Here is a 24,720-nt window from a genome sequence, read left to right as displayed (position 1 = left end):
AGTAATTTTTTGTTTAATAAAAGGTATGACATGAAAAATCGAAAAATTTTAGGTATCATCGTAAGCGCTTTTATTGGAGTGTCGGCGATTTTAGGTATCTATTTTTATTATAAATTAGTCCCTTATAATGCTCATCAGGTCAAAATTGGGGCGACCTATATGACCATGAATAACGATTTTTATAAGGTCTTAAATAACGAAATTGATAAAATTGTCGAAGAAAATAACGATATTCTCTATACTAGGGATCCAGCGCTAGATGTTAACAAACAGACGCAACAAATTGAATCTTTTATCAAAAAAGGGGTCAATGTTATTATCATCAATCCAGTTGATGCCAACAATCATAAACTTATCAAAGCGTTGAAAAAAGCTAAAAAAGCAGGTATCAAAATTGTTGTAGTTGATAGTCAGTTATCAGATGATTCATCGGTTGATACGACTATTGTTTCAGATAATTATCAAGCGGGTGTTTTGTGTGCTCAAAATTTGATGCAAACGCAAAGTAGCGCTAAGATTTTGCTGCTTGAGCACCGCAGCGCAGTATCAGCGGTGGATCGTATTAATGGTTTTTTAGATACTATCAAAGGGCATGATGCTTATCAAGTGGTTGACCGAAAAGATTGCCTAGGTCAGACGGAGTTGTCGATGCCACAGGTAGAATCAGTGATTAACTCTGCAGAATCTTTTGATACAGTCATGGCGCTTAATGACCAAGTTGCCATTGGTGCGTTAGCTGCTATTGAAAATATGGGCTTAACAAATCCTGTAAAAATTTATGGAGTGGATGGTTCACCAGATATGAAAACTCTTTTGGCGACAACATCCTCAATCCAAGCAACGGTAGCACAATCACCAATAACCATTGGTGAAAAGGCTGTTCAATCAGGTTATCGTCTATGCCATGGTAAGAAAGTTGATAAAGAAATTGTCATTCCAGTCAAATTCTTAACGAGTGATACGGTATCAACTGAGGATGTAACGGGGTGGCAGTGATGAGAGGATTGAAAAATATTGAGCTGGCTAAACGGGCATTAATCATTATCAATTTTTTAGCTGTCCTTTTTTACAGTTCGATTTATTTATCAGCGACTAAGTATATTATCGAAAGTGATTTGAGTCGTTCCTTGTTAGAAAAAATAAACGTCATTCCAAGTTCACCAGAGCGCATTTTCTGGCTATCAAATGTGTTTTTTGCAGGGCTTCTGGTGGTGATTTTTATTCGTAATTGGCAGTTCGAAAAAGCGACACAAGCCAAGAATTGGTTGGCGGTTATTGAAGTGATGTTACTGTTTGCGACTTTTTTTGCTTTGCAATTATCTTATAATGGCTTGATTTTGCTAGTTTTCATGGATATTTTCTTTTCTTATACGGATTTTTATACTTTCCGAGAAAAGAAATCGTGGTTACTTTTCATTGTTGCTAGTTTTGGGGCGCTTTTGCTGTCAAATTATGATGTCTTATCGCTTCTGGTGAGAACGCCAGACTTGGATGTTTATATTAATTTTTTCCCAGCTAGCACGCGCTTAGCCATTTTATTTATCAAAAATAGTTTAGTGTCGCTAAATATGATTGTTTTCATCATTTCTTTGATGACTTATATTATTTATTCAGTAACTGAAAATCATAAGATTGAAGAAGAATTGCTCATGGCTTCGCAAGCTAATACGCGTTTGAAAGAATACGTAGCAGTGTCTGAGAAGATTACAGAAGATAGAGAACGTAGACGTATTGCGCGTGAAATTCATGATACTATTGGACATGCTTTGACAGGGATTTCAGCGGGAATTGATGCGGTGACAGTCTTGATTGATCTTGATCCTGACCATGCCAAAAAACAATTAAAGAGTGTGTCAAATGTTGTTCGTGAGGGGATTGTAGATGTCAGACGGTCGCTCAATAAAATGCGTCCAGGTGCCCTTGAAAATAGGACTTTGAAAGATGCTCTTGAAAAGATGCTTGCTGAGTATCAAGAGTTGTCACATTTGCAGATTGATCTGAATTATCATTGGGATCACGTGGATTTTGACAAGACGAAAGAAGATGTGATTTTCCGCGTCATTCAAGAATCTGTAACCAATTCTTTACGCCATGGCCGAGCAACAAAAATCAAGATTAGCATGTTAAATGAGGATGACTATGTTCTCTTGATTAAGGATAACGGAACAGGCAGTGAAACGATTACCTACGGCTTTGGTTTGACACAAATGACAGAACGCCTAGCCATTATTGGTGGTCGAGTGGCCTTTTCAGGTAAAGATGGCTTTGCTACAACAATTCATATCCCCAAAATAAAAGGAGAAGAAGAATGATACGAGTACTTATTGCAGACGATCAGGAGCTGATTAGAGAGTCTTTAAAGATTGTCTTATCGGCTTATCCTGACATAGAAGTTGTTGGTGCGGTAAGCGACGGAACTGAGGTCTTGGAGAGTCTACCAAGCAGCAAGTCAGATGTGATTTTAATGGATATTCGTATGCCAAAAATGGACGGTGTTTTATGTACCAAGGCTGTTAAAGAACATTTTCCAAATACGAAGGTGATTATCTTAACCACATTTGACGACGATGATTTCATTTACAGTGCCTTAAAATATGGTGCTAGTGGCTATTTGCTAAAAGGAACTTCGATGGAAGATTTGCACGATGCGGTAGTGACGGTTAATGAAGGACGTGCCATGTTGAATCCTGACATTGCAACCAAGGTTTTCAAGCTCTTCTCGCAAATGGCACAATCCAATTACGCTATTCAAGTAGATGATGATTTGACAAAAGATATTAATAAAATGGAATGGCGCATCATTCAGCAAATTGGTTTTGGTTTATCCAACAAAGAAATCGCAGCGAAATTATATTTATCAGAAGGAACGGTTAGAAATTATTTGTCTAATATCCTTTCAAAACTAAATTTGCGTGATCGTACGCAGCTTGCTATTTGGGCAGTGCAGACTGGTGTTACCTTGAAATCATTTGAGGATGATGATCATGACTAAAGTGAAAAAATACCGTATCTGGATTGCTTTATTATTTGTTCTTATTGCAGGTGTTGGTGGTTACGTTTATTATCGCATGCAGCAAAAAACAGTCCTCAAAATTGGTGTCTATGCTGGTAGTAGCTGGGATGTGCCAAACGGGAATGATTATAAAGTCATTGATAGCGCGATTAAGCGTTTTGAAAAATTGCATCCTAACGTTAAAGTGGTTTATGAAAGTGGGATTTCAAAGTCAGATTATTCGACTTGGTTGACCGACCAGATTGTCGCGGGTACACAGCCTGATGTTTTCATTGTGCCAGAAGATGACTTTAACCTTTTATCTTCAACAGGTGCATTGGCAAATCTGGATAGTAATATCAGCACGAGTTTTTACGATTCGATTTTTTACCAATCTTCTTATCAAGCCGGCGAGTACAATCACACACACTTCGCTTTGCCATTTGAAAGCAATCCAACCATGATGTGTATTAACATTGATTTGCTGAAAAAAGAAGGTATCCAGATTCCAAAATCTGGTTGGACAGTGGATGATTTTTATAAGATTTGTAAACAAGTCACTAAGGATACTGATGGTGACGGGGCGATTGACCAGTATGGCTGTGCAGGTTATGATTGGCAGCAAGCAGTCGCAGCTTACGGAGGAAAGTTGTTTAATGCGACGGGAACGAAGGCTTATTTTGATAGTGACAAGGTTAAAAAAGCTTTGTCATTGATTACGCAATTAAAAGCTTTAAATGGGAATTATGATGTGACTAGTAAAGACTTTGACGAAGGAAAGGTTGCTTTTCTACCTATGTCTTTAGCCACTTACCGTACCTACAAACCTTATCCTTATCATGTAGCCAAGTATTCTACTTTTTCTTGGTCTTGTGTCACCATGCCTGCTAGCAAAAAAGGTGTGGATGCAACCCAAGTGTCGACTTCGCTTTATGCCATTTCTTCGAAAACAAGACACCGCGCAGCAGCTTGGGAATTTTTAAAACTCCTCTGCACGGATAAAGAAACCCAGCAGTCTGTTTTTGATTATTCACAGGGAAGTTCTGTTTTGAAGTCAGTCATGCAAAGTAAAGCTTCTAAGGAAAAATTAAAAGAAGAAGGCTTCGGACCAGATTCTTTGACGGTATCGACTCTAGACTCTATGCTAAGTCAGGGAATTACCAAGCCAACTTTTAAAACTTATAACAGTGTGATTGGGCAAGCTGATTATCTCATTAGCAAAGCCATTGCTGAAAATAGTGTTGAGACGGATTTGTTTTCAATTCAAAAAAGGATTGAGGACAATTTGAATAATAAATAAAGAGAACCAAGCGTGTGCTTGGTTTTTCTGTGTGACAATTGTCATTTTTGAGATGACATTTATCAGCCCAAGCGTGTGACAATCGAGAGTGTGAAAACGCTTAATGACTTGCTAGAATAATAATCAGAGAAGGAGAGATAAAAACTATGAAGTATTTACTACTGGTTAGTCATGGTGGTTTTGCTGAAGGTCTGAAAACATCTCTAGCAATGTTTGCGGGAGATAAAATGGATCAAGTTATCGCTATTGGTTTGAAAGATGGCAAAACAGTTGATGACTTTGCAAAAGACTTTCGACAAGCCATTTCAGGTTTGACAGCTGAAGATTCAGTTGTAGTTCTTGCAGATATTGTTGGCGGAAGCCCACTGACAACAGCTTGCAGTGTCTTGGATGAAGTTGGCAAACTTGATGACGCTATTGTTTTAGGCGGTATGAATTTACCAATGGCAATTACCTCAGCAGTGATGAAAGATATGCTTGAGGGCGATGCTTTTGTTCAAGCTGTGTTGCCAGAAGCTCAAGCAGCTCTTCAAGAATTCAAAATCGTTTCAGACGATGAAGAAGACGATATTTAAGGTAAGGGGAAGAAAAAATGACAGTTTCATTTGTACGTATTGATGACCGTATGATTCACGGTCAAACTGTAACACGTTGGGCAAAAGAATACCCATGCGATGGTTTGATTGCTGTAAACGATGCGGCAGCTAGTAACAAAGTGTTGATACAAGCTTATAAAGGTGCTTCTGATAAGAAAACCTTCGTTTGGTCAGTAGATGCTTTTGGTAAAAAATCACAAAAAGTTTTGGATTCAGATACGCGTTATTTCGTAATTACTAAAAATCCAATTGACATGAAAAAAATCTTGGTGGATCAAGGTTTTGTTCCAAGTGATGTGAAAGAAATCATCGTTGGCCCATGTAATGACCGACCTGGTACTGTCAAACTTGGTAATAACCAATCAATCACTCAAGAAGAGGCAGATGCCATTGAAGCGATTGAAAAAGCTGGCTACAAAGTAAAATTCCAATTGTTGCCAGACGTTTCAATTGGTTACTGGTCAGATTTCAAATCAAAATTTGGTTATTAATGAGCTAACAAAGTAGCTCTTTGTATCTTGTTAATTGAACACGGCTTACGAGTTGTGCAAAAAAGATAGCTTTCCTTGTGTGCAAGCACACAACGTCAACCTCCTTTTTTGCTTTACTCGTCAACGGCCTTTGTATCTTGTTAATTGAACACGAGCTGCGAGCTGTGTCAAAAAGATAGTTTTTCCTAGACTCTAGGGACTCTTCGTCAAACCTCCTATTTTGCCTTTGCTCGCTAACGCTCTTTGTATCTTAATATAGGAGAAGAAGTATTATGACAATTTCTTGGTTTCAAGCGGCCTTGCTAGGGTTGTTTGCATGTTTGTCTTCAATGCCAGGGCTTGGTGGTACAACCATTGGTAACTATACACTTGGTCGTCCCCTTGTCGGTGGTCTTGTCTGTGGGTTAATCCTTGGTGATATCAAAACAGGTGTCATCTGTGGTGTGGCTATGCAATTGGTTTACATCGCTCTTGTCACACCAGGTGGTACTGTTTCAGCCGATGTGCGTGCGGTATCTTACATTGGTATCCCTTTGGCAATGGTAGCCATCCATTCACAAGGTTTGTCAGCTGACTCAGCTGATGCGGCTAACTTGGCTAAATCAATGGGGACTCTTGTTGGTACTGTTGGTACAGTTCTTTTCTACGGAACAGCAACAATGAACCTTGTTTGGCAACATATTGGTTGGCGTGCGGTTGAAAAAGGAAACTTCAAACAACTTTATAAAGTTGACTGGTTGTATCCATGGGTATCACACATTGTCTTCTCATTTGTTCCAACATTAATCATGTGTAAACTTGGTGCGACAGCCGTTACAGCAATGAAAGATGCTCTTCCAATGGATGGTATCCCAATGAAAACCCTCTTCACAGTAGGTGCTTTGCTACCATGCGTCGGAATTGCCATTCTTTTGAAACAAATTGTTGAAAAAGTAACTGACTTTATTCCATTCTTTGTTGGTTTCACTTTGGCAGCATCACTTGGTTTGAACTTGGTATCATGTGCAGTTATTTCATTGATTTTTGCGGTATTGTTCTACGAACTTGAAATGGCAAAACACGCAAAAGCGACAGCTGCAGTAGCTGATGATTTTGATGACGATGATGAGGAGGATATCTAAAATGGCTCAAAAGAAATTAACTAAGAAAACCTTGATGAAATCTTTCCATCATTGGTATTATGGTAACTTGACTTGTTTCTCACAAGAACACATGCAAACCTTTGGTTACTTGACATCAATGCTTCCAATCGTAGAAGAATTGTATGACAAGAAAGAAGACCAAGCGCGTTCAATGCAAACTTACACAGCATTCTTCAATACTGAACCTCAACTTGGTGCCCTTATCGTTGGTATCACAGCAGGGCTTGAAGAAGCGCGTGCTAATGGCTCAGAAGAAGTTGATGATGAAACAATCAATGGCCTTCGTGCAGGTCTTATGGGACCTGTGGCTGGTATCGGTGATTCTCTTGTTGTTGGTACTTTGATTCCAGTTATCTTGGGGATTGCTCTTGGTCTTTCAACTGGCGGTTCACCAATTGGAGCAATCTTTTACATTCTTGTGTGGAACTTGCTGGCCTATTTTGGCATGAAATTTGCCTATTTCAAAGGTTATGAACTAGGTGATAAAGCTGTTGAATTCCTTGTTGGTGCTCAAGGTCAAGCCATTCGTAAAGCCGTCTCTATCGTTGGTGGTATGGTTGTCGGTGGTGTTGCCGCAACTTGGGTATCTGTAAAAACATCATTCCAACTTGGTATTGCTAAAAACCCCTATTTGGTTCTCCAAGATAAATTGGATGCTGTTTACCCAGGTTTCCTTACGGCCTTATTTATCGTCTTTTGCTGGTGGTTGATGGCTAAGAAAAATATTTCACCAATTAAAGTAATGCTTCTTCTTGTTGTGATTGCTTTTGTCGGTGTTCTTGTTGGCTTCTTCAATCCAGGTCTATCTTACTAATAAATCGATTTACTGAAGGAATTATTATGACAAAATCAGAATTAATCAAAGGTTATGAAACTGAAATAGCGTATCAAAAACACATGCTAGAAAATTTAGGCCGTTGGATGACCTTGCTTTTAGCAGTGACAAGTTTAGGATTTTTACTCATTTATTTCTTTAACAAACACATCATTTTGCTAATTCTCGGTTTTGTCTTGATGATTTCTGGAAGCCTTGGAATGCTGCTATTTGGTTACGGCATTTACCATGGTAGAAAAAATATTGCAAAAGTCATCAACGACTTTGAATTAAAACTCCAATCGTTTTAAATTTAATGTGTAAACTCTTTTTAAATACTACTCTAAAATAACAATACAAAAAATTACAATACTTACTCAAACATTCAATAAAAAGCTTCTAGTAGATAATCTCCTTACTAGGAGTTTTTTTACATCTGTTTTTTCAGAATTTTAAAAAGATATTGACAAATAAAAAGAATAAGAGTAGACTAGTTTACAATCAAAAACAATTGATGCAAGTCAATACCTAGCACTCATTGATTTGTAAATCTTAACAGGAGAAGATAGTATGCTTAAAAACACGTCTATAACGACTGAAAAACTGAATCGATACTATTACTTTAGTTTCTTTAGATAGACGTTTGTAGCCAATCATGGATGCAAGCGTCACTCACGTTTGTATCTATGAAGCTAAAGCATTTTGACTGTTTTGAAAAAGCCGATTAGATACTCAAAAATCTAACTGGCTATCAAGTATTTCTACTTTTTTTGCATACGCATAAAAACCAGTTAGTTTTTTGAACTAGCTGGTTTTTATTGTGATTGACTTAGGGATGCTCCCTAGTAGCGACATATGGTTATCTTGTTTTGTAGATACTACGGACAAGTAGGTAAAAAGTAGAGGTAGGTAAATTATGAAAAAACGTTTAACGGCTTTAATGGCTGTGATGTTAGCAGCACTCACCTTGGTTGGGTGTTCATCAGGGAAAAATGCAAATAAAGATGTTGTTCATCTTGGAATTCTTCAATACGTCGAACATCCGTCTTTGACGGCTGCACGCAAAGGTTTTGTAGATGAATTGAAAAAAGAAGGTTATGTTGATGGAAAGAATCTTAAGCTAGATTATGAAAATGCTCAAGGTGACCAATCTAACCTTCAAACCATTTCAACTAACTTGATTTCTAACAATGATTTGGTGTTAGGGATTGCCACTCCAGCAGCGCAGACTTTGTCAAATCTATCAACAGATGTTCCAGTAGTCTTTACAGCTGTTACAGATCCTGTATCAGCTAAACTAGTAGATACTATGGAAACTCCTAACGGTATTGCGACTGGAACGAGCGATATGTCTCCTATCTCAAAACAGGTAGAATTGTTACAAAAAGTTATGCCTGATGTGAAAAAAGTTGGGATTATGTACACAACTAATGAACGTAATTCAGAAGTTCAAGTTGAAGAAGCGCAAAAAGAATTTGCTAAAGCAGGCATTGATGTCATTACCAAAGGGATTTCATCAACTAATGATGTTCAAGATACAGCTAAAAGCTTGATGAGTCAGACACAAGTTCTTTTCATCCCAACAGATAATATGATTGTCAGCGCCATTTCATTACTTACAGAACTATCAAAAGAAATGAAAGTTCCAGTTGTTGGTGGTTCTGCAGACGTGGTTGACCAAGGTGTTCTTTTCACTTATGGTGCCAATTACGAGGCACTTGGTCGTCAAACGGCTAAGTTAGCTGTTCGTATTATTAAAGGTGAAGATGTAAGTAAGGTTGCTGCAGAATATCCTAAAGCTCTCAATGTTGTTGCTAATGATGATATGGCTAAAACGCTTGGTATCGATTTAAGCAGCATTGAAAATGAAACAACCGATGCTTCTTCTGAAGAGACAACAAAAACAAGCACATCAACTAGCAGCCACACAAAATCTGCTACAGCCAACCAGTCAAGCAAGTCAGATAAATCAAACTCAAATGCTTGGATTGATATCATTTTAACAGCTATTTCACAAGGTCTCTTGTGGGCTATCATGGCTATCGGTGTGTTTATTACTTTCCGCATTTTGGACATTGCTGACCTTTCTGCTGAAGGATCATTCCCACTTGGTGCAGCTTCAACAGCTATCATGATTGTCAATGGCATTAATCCATTGCTTGCGACAATTGGTGGTTTTGTGGCTGGTATGTTAGCTGGTGCTGTTGCTGGCTTCTTGCACACCAAGATGAAAATTCCAGCGCTCTTAACAGGGATTATTGTGTTGACAGCTCTTTATTCTGTTAACCTTTTGGTTTTGGGTAGTGCCAATGTGTCACTAGCTGGTCAAGAAACTCTTGTAACAGTGATGACGTCAGCTCTCAGCCTTTCAAAACTTTACGCCGTGATTTTGATTGGTGTTATCTTTGTAGCTTTGGTCATTCTATTACTTGTGGTCTTGTTGAACACACAAATGGGACTTGCTCTTCGTGCGACAGGTGATAACCTTGCTATGGGTGAAGCTAACGGGATTAAAGTTGACCGTATGAAGATTCTAGGTTACATGATTTCAAATGGTTTGATTGCTCTTGCTGGTTCACTCTTAGCGCAAAATAACGGCTACGCTGATATGAATATGGGAACAGGAACAATCGTTAATGGCTTGGCTTCAATTATTTTGGCTGAAGTGATTGTTAAATACTTGCCACTTGGTAAACGCCTCTGGTCAATTGTTCTTGGATCAATTCTATACCGCTTGGTACTTGTTATTATCCTAGCCATGAATGTGGATGCCCAAATGCTTAAATTGGCCTCAGCAGTTCTTCTTGCTTTGATTCTTTATGTTCCAGAAATTCGCAATAAACTACACATTAAACCCTCAAAAACATTGACTCCAGGAGGTAACGACTAATGGCACTTTTAAGCTTATCAAATATTCATAAAACCTTTGAAAAAGGGACAGTTAACGAAAATCACGTTTTACGTGGCTTAAACTTGGACATCGAACAAGGTGATTTTATCTCAGTTATCGGGGGAAATGGTGCTGGTAAATCAACTTTGATGAACTCTATCGCAGGTGTGGTTGAGATTGATGAGGGAGATATTGTTTTAGATGGTCAATCCCTTCGCAAAGCATCAGTTGCCGCACGTTCAAAAGACATTAGCCGTGTTTTCCAGGACCCTCGAATGGGAACGGCAACTAATCTAACCATTGAAGAAAATATGGCCATTGCTTACCGTCGTGGTAAAAAGCGCAGCTTCTTCAAAAAATCAATCACTGAGGCAGAACGTCAACTTTTCAAAGAGAAATTGGCTGAGCTAGGATTGGGACTAGAAAACCGTATGAAAACCGATGCAGCTTTCCTATCAGGTGGTCAACGCCAAGCGCTCACACTTGCCATGGCAACTTTAGTACGACCAAAAGTTTTGCTTCTTGACGAACACACAGCTGCTCTCGATCCCAAAACGAGCGATATGGTCATGCAACTGACTAAGAAAGTCGTTGAAGAGCAAGAACTCACAACCTTGATGATTACCCACAATATGGAACACGCTATTGAGTATGGTAACCGTTTGGTTATGCTTTACCACGGTAAAATCGTCGTTGACGTTCGTGGCGAAGAAAAGAAAAACTTAACTGTTGCTCAACTCATGGACCTCTTCCATAAAAACAGTGGTCAAGTCCTAAATGACGATGCCCTAGTGTTGGGGTAATAAGTAGAAACTGGGTGATTCTTCCTGATGATAACAGTGAAGAATCGCTCGTTTTTTTGTTTTTTAGAAATGTAGTACTAAATAATTACTTTTTCAGTATTTACTTGACATAAGGCCTGATTTTAGTAGGATATATGGCAAGGAGGAGATTTATGCTAAGAAAATTAAAAGCATTGTTTAAAGCTAAAAAAGTGGAAACAAAATCAGAGGCACTAGAAGAGCGAATGGAAAGAATTGCTCGAGAAATTGCTGATTTATCTGAAGTCTATGTTATATTATCAACTAGTCAGGCGGATATGCAAAATGGATTAAGTATTCCTTTTGTTGGAATTCACAAAGAATCAAAAATCCTTTTCTTTTTTGATAGTTATGAAAAAGCTAAAAACTATTTGGATAAAAATGGTTATGAAGTTTTAGAAGGTATCCATGCAATTGGTAAACTGACTAAAGACTCTCCGCTTCATTCTTTTCAAAACGTTTTAAATATTGCTTGGGGATTGGGAGTAGACTGGTTTGAATTTAACCCAATGGAGCCAGACGCTAATGGATTTAACATTGGTTGGTTTTTACAAGAAATGAATTTAATGACAGAATTAACTGTTTTGGCCAGTGGTGACAAGATTAAGGAGCAGATGGAAAATGGTGACACATCGATATCACTGCACTTTAATCCGATTCCTATTGTTGATTTTAAAAATCCATTTGCTATCTCAGAAGAACGAGAAAAACAATTACAGCAAGGTATTTTTGCTGATCATGGAGATTTTAGTGAAACCATCGTTTATTACTGTGAACAGTGTTCTCTTTGTGAAACTTGCTATTTAGTCGAATTTTTAAACCTGGTTATTTTGCCAAAAGCTAGAGAGATGCAAAAAGAAGATGATTTGAAGTATTTTGACTATATTCGCTCAATTATACAAATTGCTATTGAAGTAACTTTGCCAAGTCAAAAACTTTTTGTTCTTAAAGATAGAGAGAGTCAAGAAGTTCTTATTAAAAATAATAATTTGTATGTGTTGTATACGGATTTATTCAAGTATATGGGACATTATGATTATCAAGCAGTTACCTTAGCAGAAGTAGCAGAGATTATCAGAGAAAAAGGTGTTGAAAATATTTGTGTAACAAATGGCCCAGGTCCAGTCGCTTTAATTTCAGCTAAAGGCATTGAAAAAGACTATTAGTTAATTGATAAATTAAAAAAGAAAAGCAACTTTGATGTATTGGAATCAGAGTTGTTTTTTAGTGTTTTTTTCTTGACTATTTCTGACCAAGTGTTAGAATAGTTTTTGTAGATGTTAGCACTCTAATATAAAGAGTGCTAATCATAATAAAAATATTGGAGGCAAAAGCATGTTGAAACCATTAGGTGACCGTGTGGTCTTGAAAGTTGAAGAAGAAAAAGAACAAACAGTTGGTGGTTTTGTCCTTGCTGGCGCAGGCAAAGAAAGAACTCAAACAGCAACTGTTGTAGCTGTTGGTACTGGTGCTCGTACATTGACAGGTGAATTGGTCGCACCAAGTGTTGCAGCTGGAGATAAAGTTATTATTGAAAATGGTGCTGGTGTCGAAGTTAAAGATGGTGACGATACTGTTACTATCGTTCGCGAAGCAGAAATTTTAGCTGTATTAGCATAAGATAGATAAAAATAGTTTTTGGCTATTGAGTTTTATTTAGAAAATTTATTAGTAGAAATCAAATAGAGGAATAGATATGGCAAAAGATATTAAATTTTCATCAGATGCGCGTGCAAGTATGATGCGCGGGGTAGATATTTTAGCGAATACTGTTAAAGTAACCTTAGGCCCTAAAGGTCGTAACGTTGTTCTTGAAAAATCATTTGGTTCACCACTTATTACAAATGATGGTGTGACAATTGCCAAAGAAATTGAACTAGAAGACCACTTTGAAAATATGGGAGCAAAACTTGTTTCAGAAGTTGCCTCAAAAACAAATGACATCGCTGGTGATGGTACAACAACTGCCACAGTATTGACACAAGCTATCGTTCGCGAAGGTCTTAAAAACGTGACTGCGGGTGCTAACCCAATTGGTATCCGCCGTGGTATCGAATCAGCTGTTGCTGTAGCAGTTGACGAATTGAAAGAAATTGCTCAACCAGTTGCTAATAAAGAAGCCATTGCTCAAGTTGCTGCCGTTTCATCACGTTCTGAAAAAGTTGGTGAATACATTTCAGAAGCGATGGAAAAAGTTGGTAACGATGGTGTTATCACTATTGAAGAATCACGTGGTATGGAAACAGAACTTGACGTTGTTGAAGGTATGCAATTTGACCGTGGTTACCTTTCACAATACATGGTTACTGACAATGAAAAAATGGTAGCTGACCTTGAAAACCCATACATCTTGATTACAGATAAGAAGATTTCAAACATTCAAGACATCTTGCCACTTCTTGAAGAAGTGCTTAAAACAAGTCGTCCACTTCTTATTATCGCTGATGATGTTGATGGTGAAGCTCTTCCAACACTTGTTCTTAACAAAATCCGTGGTACTTTCAATGTTGTAGCTGTTAAAGCTCCAGGATTTGGTGACCGTCGTAAAGCGATGCTTGAAGATATCGCCATTTTGACTGGTGCTACAGTTATTACAGAAGATCTTGGTCTTGAATTGAAAGATGCTAACATGTCAGCTCTTGGTCAAGCTGCCAAAGTGACTGTTGATAAAGACAGCACAGTTATTGTTGAAGGTGCTGGTGATGCGACAGCTATTGCTAACCGAGTTAACGTGATTAAATCACAACTTGCTTCAACAACATCTGAATTTGACCGTGAAAAACTTCAAGAACGCTTGGCTAAATTAGCTGGTGGTGTTGCTGTTATCAAAGTTGGTGCGGCTACAGAAACAGCTCTTAAAGAAATGAAATTGCGTATTGAAGATGCTCTTAACGCTACACGCGCTGCCGTTGAAGAAGGTATCGTTGCTGGTGGTGGTACAGCTCTTGTTAATGTCATTTCAAAAGTTGCTGAACTTGACCTTGAAGGTGACGAAGCAACAGGTCGTAACATTGTCCTTCGTGCCCTTGAAGAACCAGTTCGCCAAATTGCTTTCAACGCTGGTTATGAAGGTTCAGTTATCATTGAACGTTTGAAAAACTCAGAAGTTGGTACAGGATTTAACGCTGCTAACGGTGAATGGGTTGACATGGTAGAAGCTGGTATCATTGACCCAGTTAAAGTTACACGTTCAGCTCTTCAAAACGCTGCTTCAGTAGCAAGCCTTATCTTGACAACAGAAGCAGTTGTTGCTAACCATCCAGAACCAGCTGCCCCAGCTCCAGCCGCTCCAGGTATGGATCCATCAATGATGGGCGGATTCTAAACCAAAAACTAAATAGATTATAAAAAACACCTCATTTGAGGTGTTTTTATAATGTTATGGAGTTTATGTATATAAATACAAAAAAACGATTTTCATATTTGCGAATTTTCTAAAAAGCTTTTTTTCCGTGGTATATTATACGTGTAAGTATTTTAAGTAGTGCTTACGGAGCAATATTATTCTTGGTTAGGCAAGATGTTTGACATATGAAGGGATCAATTGTTTGGGAGCTTTTGATTTTTGGGAGTCATATGTTATAACAAGTATTGTTTCAAGGGAATGGATTTTTATCCAGGAGAGTTAGCAATATGCTAATCATGACATCTGAATCATTTGATTGAGATGTATAAGTCATATCTTTTTTTCTTATTGAGCGACACCGTCTGTAGTATTAGTAGTATTATACGTTCAATTCAAAATTAGTACATTTCCGAGAGATATGACATGAGATAGGGTTTATTGAGAATGCCTAAGCTCTTTGATTGTTCACACATTAAAACCTTGGTATTCTTATAGACTTATTTATTTTGACATCGTATTTTCAGTTGGGGGCAGCTGAAAATATGCTGGTGCAGCTTGACTGTATAACTTTCTGAAAAGACTGACAGCTACACTAAAAAACTTAAGGAAAACGAACTCTTTTGATTTGGTGGAGTTCGTTTTTTCTTTTTCTGAAAAAAGCAAATGCTGAAAAGATAAAAATAATCGTAAAAAAGCTGTGTCTGTAGTATACTAAAGTTAGAAAATGCTGGTTTAGTTTTATATATGCTTACTGGATGAAGGGAGTAGGCTTATGATGTTTTGGTTAGGTGTTACAGGTGCGGTTTTAGGTGCGATTTATCTTGTTATCATTGATAACAAAGATGATTTCTGAATAGTAAAAGGTGGTTTTTTAGAGCCGCCTTTTTTAGTTGTAATATGGTGTGATTTTTCTGTAATAGGTGTTTAAAAAGTTTTTGGTATAATGATAATTCAAGATTCGTTAAGATAGGGAGACTTAAAATGAAAAAGTTTAAACACACGTTAAAACGTAAAAAAATTTGGATTCCTAGTTTGATTTTAGCAACATTGCTAATCGTTTTTGTGGTGTGGGGAAGTTTTCACTATTCCAAAAAACAAGTGATTCGAGATTATGTCTCAGCGTATCAAAAATCTGGAGATACTTTTGATAATATCAAGGGTTATATTGTCTGGGCAGATAATAATGAAAAAGTGACAACTGATGAGGCCAAGTATGCCACATTTAGTAAGCTTTCAAAAACAGAAGCTGATAAGCTAAGTAGTGAGTTGGAGAAAGCTGATGCTTCTGATGATGCTTATGTGAAGAAAATCGGTCGTAAGTTTTTGATTTTCCCAAATTATCGCATAGCCTTGAAACCTTTGAATTTGACCATTAAGACTAATGTCAACAAGGTTGATGTTTTGCTAAATAAAAAGAAAGTTGCAATCAGTGATTCAGATGATTACCAAGTCAATCTTGAGCGTTTACCTATTGCAGATTATACCGCAAGTATTTCAGGTAAATACAATGGTAAACCAGTTGAACTTAGCAAAGCCTATGATGGCAAGAATACTTTGCTAGATTTGTCAGTTAGTTTTAAGAACTTTAAAGTAACTAGTAATTTAGTAGATGGCGACCTTTATTTTGATGACACGCGTGTAGGTACTTTGGAAAATGGTGAATATGAGGTTAGTGACTACCCATTAACCGATTCTGCGCAAGCTTATGTTAAGAAAAAATTCTCAGACGGGGATTTAAAATCGCAAAAACAAGCTCTCTCAAGTATTTCTGATGGGGATACGGTGGCTTTAAATGTCGATAATCTTTTAGATAATGAAACTGCTGGTAAAGTATTGGTATCTGCTTTTGATCAAATGATTCTCTATTTGAACGCTGGTCAGGATTCGCCAACAGTATCCACTGTTTTTGAAGATGGTGGGAACAATGAGTTTTATAAAGGGCTAAAAGAAAGTATCAAGGCTAAGATGCAAACAGACAGCCGCAAGGCGACAAGTTTAACAGTACCTAATATTACCTTGACTAGTCTATCTCAAGTTGGTAAAGAAACTTATGTCGTAGGCTTTACGGCAACTTATGATTTCCATTATGATTCATCAACAGATCCTGAAAAGCAAACTTCTGGAGAAGTGATTCAAACCTTAGAAGGTAAATTGACCTTGAAGAAAGTAGGAACGAGCTATGTGGTTGCTAATTCAGGACAAAAGAGCATCACTGTGACCAATGAAGATAATCAAATAAAAGTCGATTCTCTCTTCCCAGAAGCCATGTTAGGAACGTGGAAAGTTGACGATAAGAATGATACCTCATTTACTTTTGATGCTGATGGTACAGTTACTCAAACAACTAAAAATAATAAGAAACAAACCAAGATTACTGCTATCGAAGATAAGGGAAATAACGTTTACCACTTTGTTTATGGAGACGATGCTGACACAAGCGTCTTTGTAGTGAGTGGTTTAGGTGGTGTAGGCGTTAAGTATACTTTCGGTATTAAAGTAGATGGTAACAAGCTTACTCTAGTGGTATGGCAAGCCAATAAAGATGCTGATTTTGATTATAGTAAACCAATGCTTGGAAAAACTTTAAGTAAGAAATAAAGTAAAAGCGTACCGGAACGGTACGCTTTTTTAATGTAATCCAGCTTCAAATGTTTTGGATTTAGCTTCAACACTGATTTTTTCAAGAGTAAATGGGTGTGTGAAGCTGAGTTTATGCGAGTGGAGCATGAGGCGCTTAGCAGGAGTGTTACTGTATAATGGATCACCGATGATAGCATGACCATGTGCGGATAAATGTACGCGAATTTGATGCGTGCGTCCTGTTTTTAGGCGGCATTTGACCAGCGACCCTTTTGGAAAGACCTTGAGGCGGTCTACAATAGTTAAGGCCGTTTGGCCATTTCTGCGGTCCACAACACGTTTTCTGCGATCATGTCGATCACGTCCAATTTTATCTTGGAAAACCTGATGTTTTGGCTCAAATTTTCCTTGAGCTAGTGCCCAGTATTCACGTGAAATGTCTTTATTTTCTAGCAGACGATTGAGAATTGGCAGAACAAAGGGGTTTTTAGCAAACATAACTGCTCCGCTAGTTTCCATATCTAAACGGTGGATGACGTAGCAAGTTTGTCCAACATAGGCTGAGACGTGGTTGAGCAGAGCAATTTCATTTGGCTCATTACCGTGCGTTTTCATGCCTTCTGGCTTGTTAACGATAATGAGATGTTCATCTTGGTAAAGACAATCAACCAAGTCGGCTTGTCCGAAAGGAATCTCTTTTTGAGGATAATCTTCGTCATCAAAAATTAAATGAATCTTGTCGCCGGTTTTCACCAGACTTTGCCAATTGATGCTTTCGCCGTTGATTAGTAAGTGTTTTTTTGTGCGCAAAAAGTGGCGAATTTTTCGTGGAATAAGCAAATGCTCTTCTAACAGTTCCTTAACGGTACAATCTGGGTAAGGATTTTTAAGCGTAAATGATAAAGTCATAATGTTATTATAGCATGAGTGCAAGTAAAAACGCACCATATCAGGCGCGTTAGTGGTTTATTTTTGGTCGTTTTCGTGCAACCAATCATGGTATTTTTCTAAAAGGTTAACTGCCATTTGTGTCGCGACAGCCATTGAATAAGCTTCTGTGCCTTCAGCTTCACTTTCAGAAACTTCGAGTTTTGTTTCATCATAAACAGCTTTTAAACTATCGTGTGATAATGTTTTTTTGAATGCTTCAAATCCTTTGTTCATGGTAAAATCCTTTCTAATACTCAAAACGAGTATCATGGACAAGAGTAACAACCAGATTAGTTGTGAACGTTTTATTGATACTTTTATTTTACCATAAAAGAGATGAAAACGTTGTATCCAAGATGAAATCCCTTTTCATCTGACGATTTTAAAAAGAACTGTTATAATGTGGGTATGACAAAATTTAAAATGATTAAAGAAAAAGTTCTTTCTTTTTTAAATCAAGTAAAGAAAGAACTGCCTTTCAAAAATCACACCAGCCAGGACAGTGAAAAAGAAGATAGTTTGGATGATTATCTGGCTGATGATTTAAGTGACTTTGAAACTGAAAACATTGAAGAGCCAAAAGCTCCAACTTACCAACGTAGTAAAGGATATCATGAAAAGGCGAAGAAGCAACCAGCTTGGCTGCAAAAAATTTCTCGCTTTATGCCGTCGCCCAAGAATCCCATTAGACGTTTTTGGCGTCGTTACCGAGTTGGAAAAATCCTACTAATCTTAGTTGGAATTGCAGTTCTAGCAATTGGTTCTTATCTTTTTGCGGTTGCCAAATCAACCAATGTCTCTGATTTACAAGATGCCTTGAAAGCTACAACAGTTATCTATGACAAAGATGACAATCAAGTCGGTTCTCTTTCAGGGCAAAAAGGAACTTACGTTGAGTTAAATGCTATCAGCGATAACATGAAAAATGCAGTTATTGCTACAGAAGACCGTTCATTTTATAAAAATGGCGGGATTAATTACTCACGATTCTTCTTGGCTTTGTTTACCATGGGACATTTTGGTGGTGGGTCAACCATCACACAGCAATTGGCTAAAAATGCTTATTTGACTCAAGAACAAACCGTTACACGTAAGGCAAAAGAATTTTTCCTAGCGATTGAATTGACTAAAAAATACAGCAAAGATGATATTTTAACCATGTATCTTAATAACGCTTATTTTGGGAATTCTGTTTGGGGTGTTCAAGATGCCAGCCGCAAATATTTTGGAACGGATGCTGCGAATTTGACAGTTGAACAATCAGCTATCTTAGCGGGGATGCTAAAAGGACCTGAAATTTACAATCCTTATTATTCTATAGAAAATGCGACTAACCGTCGCAATACCGTCTTAGGTGTTATGGTGGATGCTGGTAAGATTACACAAGCAGAAGCTGATCAGGCTAAGCAAGTCAATATTGCTAGTGAGTTGAATGATACTTATACTGGTAACTCAGATGATTATCAATATGGTTCTTATTTTGATGCGGTGATTCAGGAAGCTGAGAAAAAATATGGCTTGTCTGAAAATGATATTGTCAATAACGGTTATAAGATTTACACAGAGTTAGACCAAAACTACCAAGCTAACATGCAAGCTGTTTTTGATAATACGGCTTATTTTCCAGTGTCTGATTATGATGGTCAAACTGCTCAAGGTGCAAGTGTGGCGATGGATCCATCAACTGGTGCAGTGCGTGGTTTGGTAGGTCGTGTTAGTCCAAGTTCAGCAACTTTCCGTAGCTTTAACTACGCGACACAAGCCTCACGTAGCCCAGGTTCAACTATTAAACCTCTGGTAGTTTATTCACCAGCTGTTGCTTCAGGCTATGCTATTACGACTGATTTGCCAAATACTCCTAGAGATTATGATGGTTATTCACCAACTAACTATGCAGGAATTGAAACAGCGGACCTTCCAATGTATCAAGCTTTGGCAAATTCATACAATATCCCAGCCGTTTACTTGCTTCATAAAATCGGTGTAAGCAAGGGAATGAGTTATGGTCAGAAATTTGGTCTTAACATGAAAAATGTTAAGGAAGAATTGGGTGTGGCCCTCGGTGGTGGAGTGACAACCAATCCACTTGAAATGGCTCAAGCTTACTCAACATTTGCTAATGGTGGCGTAATGCCTAAAGGACATTTGATTTCTAAGATTGAAAATGCCAGCGGCGATGTGATTGCAGAGTTTAAACCATCAACGAAGCGCGTGATTAGCAAGTCTGTGTCTGATAAGATGACAAGCATGATGCTTGGAACTTTCTCAAATGGTTCAGCTGTTAATGCCAATGCTTATGGTTACACTATTGCTGGTAAGACAGGTACTGTGGAAGCCAACTTTAATGCAGATTTGACAAGTGACCAATGGGTTATTGGTTACACGCCAGATGTGGTTATCGCACAATGGATTGGTTATGATTCGACAGATGAAAACCACTACTTGACTGATGCAAGTTCAGGTACAGCTTCGACAATCTTTAGCGCCGTAGCAAGTAGCATTCTGCCATACACTGCAGGAACTGAATTTACCGTTGAAAATGCTTATAGTCAAAATGGTTATGACTTGGTTTATAGCGCAAATGGTCAAACAAGTACAAGTCAATCCTCAAGTTCTGATAACATTCTTGATAAAGTTCAAGAATCAGCTCAAGATGCAGGAGATAAGATTGGACGTGCGGTAAAAGATGCTTGGGATAGCTTTTCAAGTTGGTTTAATAAGCAGACTAACTAAGTTACTTGCCAAGTTACGAAAAACATGATAAAATAAGGTCTCGGAGGAATTATGGCACAGAAAAAAGCAAGTTTAGCTTGTACAGAATGTGGAAGCCGTAACTACTCTATCGGAGTTAGTAGCAACCCCAAACCTGTACGATTAGAAGTTAATAAATATTGTAAACATTGTAAAAAATACACGCTACACAAAGAAACACGATAATTGGTAGCGGTCATTCTCAGCTTTAGAGTAATGAGCGAGATGATAGAATAAGGAGGAGTCGCCTGTGGCATTCATTAAGGGAGTTTTTACGATTTTAAGTGAAACAACTTGGCCAAATCGTAAACAACGTTGGAAAGATTATATCTCTGTACTTGAATATACAGCATTCTTTACCATTGTTATTTTCATTTTCGATAAATTGCTCTCACTGGGAGTGATGGATTTGTTAAATCGATTTTAAAATGTAGCCGTAGCTTTAAGCTACGGTTTTTTTTGTTTTATTTTTTAATAAAAGTTGTCTAAAAATTAAAACAAAAAGAGAAATATGATATAATCAGTGTTAATTACACACAGGGATTTAGGGAGATTTTTATGTTAAATTTAGGAATTATCGTAGAAAATACCCTCCTTTTGAATATTCTCTTTTCAAAAGGAGGTGACTAAATGGGCTTTCATGTTTCTCTTGATGAGTTAAACAAAGCAGCTGATAAGTTAGGGCAGGAAGCTGGAAAGCTAGAATCACAACTGGACACCGCAAAAAACAGTGTCAATAAAATTATCACTTCTGAAGCTCTGACCGGAAAAACAGGACAAGCCATCTATCACCAGCTTAACAACGTCGATGCCGCCATTATCGTCGGGTTAGAAGATACGACAAAATTGCTAGCGAGTGACCTGTACAGCTTAATTTCAGAGTTTCAATCTAGTGTCGGAGAAAGCTCTGCTACGGCTGTTTTGGATGAGGATTACCTCAATCAACTCAAAGACAACCTGAACAATTTTAAAAATCAACACGGCGAGCAAGAAACAAATATCTCAGGGATTTATTCTAGTATCAGTGATTTGATTTCCCTTTCTGGTCCTACAAGTACCTATGATGCGGACAGCGATGCGGCTAGTCAGCTCTTGACCAACACCATTGATAAAGTCACTAGCTTTGATAGTGCTGGCAGTGAACTCAGTTCTGAAAGCATGTTAACAGCTATTGATAGCAAGGTGAACCAAGTCAGCCAAGTCGTTGATTTGCCGTACAGTGACAGCCAGTACTTAAGCTTTGTCAATGACGCCGACTTTGCCAAAGGCATCAATACAGTCGATAAACAAATCAAAGAACAAGAAAAACTGGCTAAAGAAGAGGCTGAAAAAGAAGCCAAAAAACAATGGGCCAAACAGCATCCGATTGAAGCGCTGTTGCAATTTACCACTGAAGAGACAACTAATTTCTTCGAATGGGCGAACCAAGAAGTTCTAGGCTCAAATTTATTGCCGACTGAGAAAATTGAGATGTCATTAGCTTTAGGATTTGCCTCAAAAGCCTGTGAAACTGTCGGGGACTTAGCAATCGGTGCCGTTCAAATAATAAATTTAGAACAAGAAGCCCTTCTAGACTTAGAAAACAAATATGTTTTACACCGAGAAACACCTCAATGGATTAAAGATGACCTTACAGGTACTTGTGATAATGTACAAGCTGTAATTGGACTTGCCGGGGATTTAATTAAACGCGACCCTAAAGCTTGGAAGGCTGTCTATAAAGGTATTGAAGATTCTGCTAGCGAAGTCATTCATAACATCGCAACAGGAAACACCTTTGAAATCAGTGGCTACGTCTTTGACGTTGCCACACTGGTCGGCCCTGCTGCTGTTGGCAAACTCAAATACGCCGAAGAAGCAGGCAACCTTGCCAAGCTCGCCGAAGCCGGTGACGTCGCCTCAACCGTTGGTAAAGTTGAAGATGGGGTGAAAGTTGGAAAAGCTTTATCATTCGAGAAACTAATGTCCGCCGAAGATGCTCAAAAGTATGTTCAGTGGAACAAGTATGCTGAGGCGGGAATAGAGCCTGAAGGGCGAATAAAATTAACCGACTGGCTATATGCACCTGAAGATAATTTTTACCTATCGCATAAAAATATTTATGATAATCCAGATTTTGTTAATCAATTAACAGGTGAGTTTATATACCCTGGAACACCTGAAAGTGCACTAGGAAAAATAGATGGTAGCGTTCATGTAGATGGTTTTCTTAATGGAAGATTTGATAATATAACATTACAGCCAGGGACAATTATTGATAGATATGGTAGTAATTCTAATGGACGGTATTTTTCACCTATTGGCACTAATTTTGAGAATCGAGCACTCCCTCCATTTATGATAAACGAACCGTACCGGAAGTATATTATTTTGAAGCCTATAAATTCAAAAGCTGGTATAATTGCACCATGGTTTAATCAACCTGGAATGGGAATACAGTATTATACTGAATTATCTGTAAAAGATTTAATTGATAGAAACTATATAAGAATTTTAAAATAGAGGAAATATTGATGACTCATTTAAAAGAATTAATCCAACAAAACTTATTAGATAATCTAAAAAAAATTGACGTTTACCAATTAGAAGATGACGATATTATTCTTGATGAAAAACCAGAACTATTTTTTTCAGATAAACGAACAATTTTTATGGACGAAAATAGATATCATATAATATCAAAAGAACGAGGAAAAACCACTTTTGATAAAATTTTTGATAGTTTAGACGATTTAATATATGAGCTCTTAGATTACTATGTTATCCAAAAAGCAAGTGATATTGCATGGGAAGCAATTAATGGTGATTTTTCTCTTTATGAAAAAAAATGTAATGAGGAAAAAATTAGGTTATTTACTTTAATCAGTCCTGAGTATGGGAAACGCAAAAAAGATGAGATCCAAAAATGGCAATAAAATGAACGAAAATTACTTACCAATCAAAGAAAGTTTAGGATATAAAAATGTAAAAACAGCGTTATGGAATGTATTTCAGATTGATTTAGATAAGCTTCCTATTCGTGAAGGTGAGTATGAAAACTTTAGTTTTGATCTCACTTATAACAAAATTCCCTTAACAATCGTAGTAGCTGCAACTGGAAAAAATCGACAATTTGAAATTGGAGAAGGTGGAAAGATAACAATTGTCTTGCCTGACCCTGGTTATCCGACAACATCTTTTTTAGATACACAGTTTTTTCATCGTGTCATTAAGGATCCAATAATTAAAAAACGTATAAAGTACCTTTTCGGTAAAAGAGAAGAAGACATCGAGTTTGTATTTAAAGTCTTAAAAGATTATCTTGAGTCTGATGAGTCTAAAAAACTACTAGAAAAAAACGTTAACGCAGAAGAATATTTAAAATTAAAGAAAATACTTGACAATAATCTTTCAATATCTGGTATTGATCACTGGGAGATTGAAAATCAACAGTTAAATCTCTATGTCATTGATCTAGGACCTTGGGATAAGTTAATTGAACAAGATCACATTCGAATGCTTCGAATAAAATTAAGAGATTATCTCGATTTCATAAAATCAAAGGAATACATCGAACATTGTGGAACTAATTTTACTAAAATTAATTTTGGAGTAGCATTGAAATACACTCCTCCAAAAGCAGCATGGGACTTTTTTAACAAGACTGCCAAAAAACTTGCCGATGAAGGGATTAGCTTGGAAATTATTTTAGATGACTAAATTTGAGGATATTGGTATGCAAGCAAATAATATGTTAGAACTCGCAAGAGAAACAAGAAAAAAAGTTAGACAAAGTTTTGGAAGTCGAGTAGAGACTATTACTGTCTATGATGTTGTCGATGTTCCGAATCATCATATGTTTAAACTTAATTTTGCAGCTTATGATTATTTCTGGATTCAATTTAACTATGAAAACGGACTTTGCGGTTTTTCACTAGTTTTTAATGACCAATTTGGAACATCTTTGGGGAAAAGACTAGCTTACAGCGAGATTGCAGATTGGGACAGTTATCTTAAAGATATCATGGAAGAAATTGAACTTCGTATACCAGATAAATTTTTAAAAGCTAAAGGATGGCTATAACATT

Annotated in this window: 24 protein-coding genes; 22 read left to right on the top strand and 2 right to left on the bottom strand. The window is 37.4% G+C overall.

Annotation, left to right across the window (positions count from 1 at the left end; all coding sequences use genetic code 11):
- Positions 1-30: 30 nt before the first annotated feature.
- From BLP98_RS07895 to BLP98_RS07825, 15 genes are all read left to right on the top strand, one after another.
- Positions 31-996, top strand: coding sequence for a sugar ABC transporter substrate-binding protein (locus BLP98_RS07895; protein WP_074482737.1), 966 nt, complete (start codon positions 31-33; stop codon positions 994-996).
- Positions 996-2,312: a sensor histidine kinase gene (locus tag BLP98_RS07890; protein ID WP_074482736.1), complete on the top strand. Its 1,317-nt coding sequence runs from the start codon at positions 996-998 to the stop codon at positions 2,310-2,312. The genes BLP98_RS07895 and BLP98_RS07890 overlap by 1 nt, the downstream gene beginning before the upstream one ends.
- Positions 2,309-2,992, top strand: a complete 684-nt coding sequence (locus BLP98_RS07885; protein ID WP_074482735.1) for a response regulator transcription factor — start codon at positions 2,309-2,311, stop codon at positions 2,990-2,992. The genes BLP98_RS07890 and BLP98_RS07885 overlap by 4 nt, the downstream gene beginning before the upstream one ends.
- On the top strand, positions 2,979-4,292 hold the full coding sequence (locus BLP98_RS07880) for an ABC transporter substrate-binding protein (RefSeq protein ID WP_074482734.1): 1,314 nt from the start codon (positions 2,979-2,981) through the stop codon (positions 4,290-4,292). Before BLP98_RS07885 ends, BLP98_RS07880 begins: the two co-directional genes overlap by 14 nt.
- Before the next feature lie 146 nt (positions 4,293-4,438).
- Positions 4,439-4,867 carry a PTS sugar transporter subunit IIA gene (locus tag BLP98_RS07875; protein ID WP_074482733.1) on the top strand — a complete coding sequence of 143 codons (429 nt, stop codon included), beginning with the start codon at positions 4,439-4,441 and terminating at the stop codon, positions 4,865-4,867.
- Between the two features lie 17 nt (positions 4,868-4,884).
- The gene (locus BLP98_RS07870) at positions 4,885-5,379 is read left to right on the top strand and encodes a PTS sugar transporter subunit IIB (RefSeq protein ID WP_074482732.1); all 495 of its coding nucleotides are present in this window, start codon (positions 4,885-4,887) and stop codon (positions 5,377-5,379) included.
- A 272-nt stretch (positions 5,380-5,651) separates the two neighbouring features.
- Positions 5,652-6,500 (top strand): PTS mannose/fructose/sorbose/N-acetylgalactosamine transporter subunit IIC, encoded by an 849-nt coding sequence (locus BLP98_RS07865; protein WP_074482730.1) that lies wholly within the window; start codon positions 5,652-5,654, stop codon positions 6,498-6,500.
- A 1-nt stretch (position 6,501) separates the two neighbouring features.
- Positions 6,502-7,335, top strand: a complete 834-nt coding sequence (locus BLP98_RS07860; protein ID WP_074482728.1) for a PTS system mannose/fructose/sorbose family transporter subunit IID — start codon at positions 6,502-6,504, stop codon at positions 7,333-7,335.
- Between the two features lie 26 nt (positions 7,336-7,361).
- On the top strand, positions 7,362-7,646 hold the full coding sequence (locus tag BLP98_RS07855) for a PTS fructose transporter subunit IA (RefSeq protein WP_074482727.1): 285 nt from the start codon (positions 7,362-7,364) through the stop codon (positions 7,644-7,646).
- Between the two features lie 605 nt (positions 7,647-8,251).
- A complete protein-coding gene (locus tag BLP98_RS07850) occupies positions 8,252-10,225 on the top strand; it encodes an ABC transporter substrate binding protein (protein ID WP_074482726.1) in 1,974 nt (657 codons plus the stop codon).
- The gene (locus BLP98_RS07845; protein ID WP_074482724.1) at positions 10,225-11,028 is read left to right on the top strand and encodes an ABC transporter ATP-binding protein; all 804 of its coding nucleotides are present in this window, start codon (positions 10,225-10,227) and stop codon (positions 11,026-11,028) included. The genes BLP98_RS07850 and BLP98_RS07845 overlap by 1 nt, the downstream gene beginning before the upstream one ends.
- A 152-nt stretch (positions 11,029-11,180) precedes the next feature.
- Positions 11,181-12,212 (top strand): hypothetical protein, encoded by a 1,032-nt coding sequence (locus tag BLP98_RS07840; RefSeq protein ID WP_074482722.1) that lies wholly within the window; start codon positions 11,181-11,183, stop codon positions 12,210-12,212.
- Between the two features lie 169 nt (positions 12,213-12,381).
- Positions 12,382-12,666 carry a co-chaperone GroES gene (gene groES, locus BLP98_RS07835; protein ID WP_074482720.1) on the top strand — a complete coding sequence of 95 codons (285 nt, stop codon included), beginning with the start codon at positions 12,382-12,384 and terminating at the stop codon, positions 12,664-12,666.
- A gap of 76 nt (positions 12,667-12,742) precedes the next feature.
- Positions 12,743-14,371, top strand: a complete 1,629-nt coding sequence (gene groL, locus BLP98_RS07830; protein ID WP_074482718.1) for a chaperonin GroEL — start codon at positions 12,743-12,745, stop codon at positions 14,369-14,371.
- Between the two features lie 1,002 nt (positions 14,372-15,373).
- On the top strand, positions 15,374-16,990 hold the full coding sequence (locus tag BLP98_RS07825; protein ID WP_074482716.1) for a zinc ribbon domain-containing protein: 1,617 nt from the start codon (positions 15,374-15,376) through the stop codon (positions 16,988-16,990).
- A 30-nt stretch (positions 16,991-17,020) separates the two neighbouring features.
- Here BLP98_RS07825 and BLP98_RS07820 read toward each other — a convergent pair whose 3' ends face one another.
- A complete protein-coding gene (locus tag BLP98_RS07820) occupies positions 17,021-17,881 on the bottom strand; it encodes an RluA family pseudouridine synthase (protein WP_074482714.1) in 861 nt (286 codons plus the stop codon).
- Between the two features lie 57 nt (positions 17,882-17,938).
- On the bottom strand, positions 17,939-18,136 hold the full coding sequence (locus tag BLP98_RS07815; RefSeq protein ID WP_074482713.1) for a hypothetical protein: 198 nt from the start codon (positions 18,134-18,136) through the stop codon (positions 17,939-17,941).
- A gap of 174 nt (positions 18,137-18,310) precedes the next feature.
- Between BLP98_RS07815 and pbp2a the strand changes: the two genes are divergently transcribed.
- The 7 genes from pbp2a (at position 18,311) to BLP98_RS07780 (ending at position 24,716) form a co-directional block, all read left to right on the top strand.
- Positions 18,311-20,635 carry a penicillin-binding protein PBP2A gene (gene pbp2a, locus BLP98_RS07810; RefSeq protein WP_074482781.1) on the top strand — a complete coding sequence of 775 codons (2,325 nt, stop codon included), beginning with the start codon at positions 18,311-18,313 and terminating at the stop codon, positions 20,633-20,635.
- A 51-nt stretch (positions 20,636-20,686) separates the two neighbouring features.
- The gene (gene rpmG / locus BLP98_RS07805) at positions 20,687-20,839 is read left to right on the top strand and encodes a 50S ribosomal protein L33 (protein WP_003067827.1); all 153 of its coding nucleotides are present in this window, start codon (positions 20,687-20,689) and stop codon (positions 20,837-20,839) included.
- 64 nt (positions 20,840-20,903) lie between these two features.
- The gene (gene secE, locus BLP98_RS07800; RefSeq protein ID WP_074482712.1) at positions 20,904-21,080 is read left to right on the top strand and encodes a preprotein translocase subunit SecE; all 177 of its coding nucleotides are present in this window, start codon (positions 20,904-20,906) and stop codon (positions 21,078-21,080) included.
- Between the two features lie 203 nt (positions 21,081-21,283).
- Positions 21,284-23,155 carry a glycohydrolase toxin TNT-related protein gene (locus BLP98_RS07795; protein WP_074482711.1) on the top strand — a complete coding sequence of 624 codons (1,872 nt, stop codon included), beginning with the start codon at positions 21,284-21,286 and terminating at the stop codon, positions 23,153-23,155.
- 11 nt (positions 23,156-23,166) lie between these two features.
- Positions 23,167-23,568 carry a hypothetical protein gene (locus BLP98_RS07790; protein WP_074482710.1) on the top strand — a complete coding sequence of 134 codons (402 nt, stop codon included), beginning with the start codon at positions 23,167-23,169 and terminating at the stop codon, positions 23,566-23,568.
- The gene (locus tag BLP98_RS09490) at positions 23,528-24,352 is read left to right on the top strand and encodes a DUF6572 domain-containing protein (RefSeq protein ID WP_074482709.1); all 825 of its coding nucleotides are present in this window, start codon (positions 23,528-23,530) and stop codon (positions 24,350-24,352) included. Before BLP98_RS07790 ends, BLP98_RS09490 begins: the two co-directional genes overlap by 41 nt.
- Positions 24,353-24,368: 16 nt before the next feature.
- Complete coding sequence (locus tag BLP98_RS07780) at positions 24,369-24,716, top strand: hypothetical protein (RefSeq protein WP_074482780.1); 348 nt, start codon at positions 24,369-24,371, stop codon at positions 24,714-24,716.
- Positions 24,717-24,720 lie beyond the last annotated feature (4 nt).

Origin of the sequence: Streptococcus equinus (assembly GCF_900104225.1) — a bacterium.
GTDB classification, from domain to species: domain Bacteria; phylum Bacillota; class Bacilli; order Lactobacillales; family Streptococcaceae; genus Streptococcus; species Streptococcus equinus_D.
The sequence above is the reverse complement of the archived record's forward strand: the minus strand, read 5'-3'. Positions and strand labels throughout refer to the sequence as shown.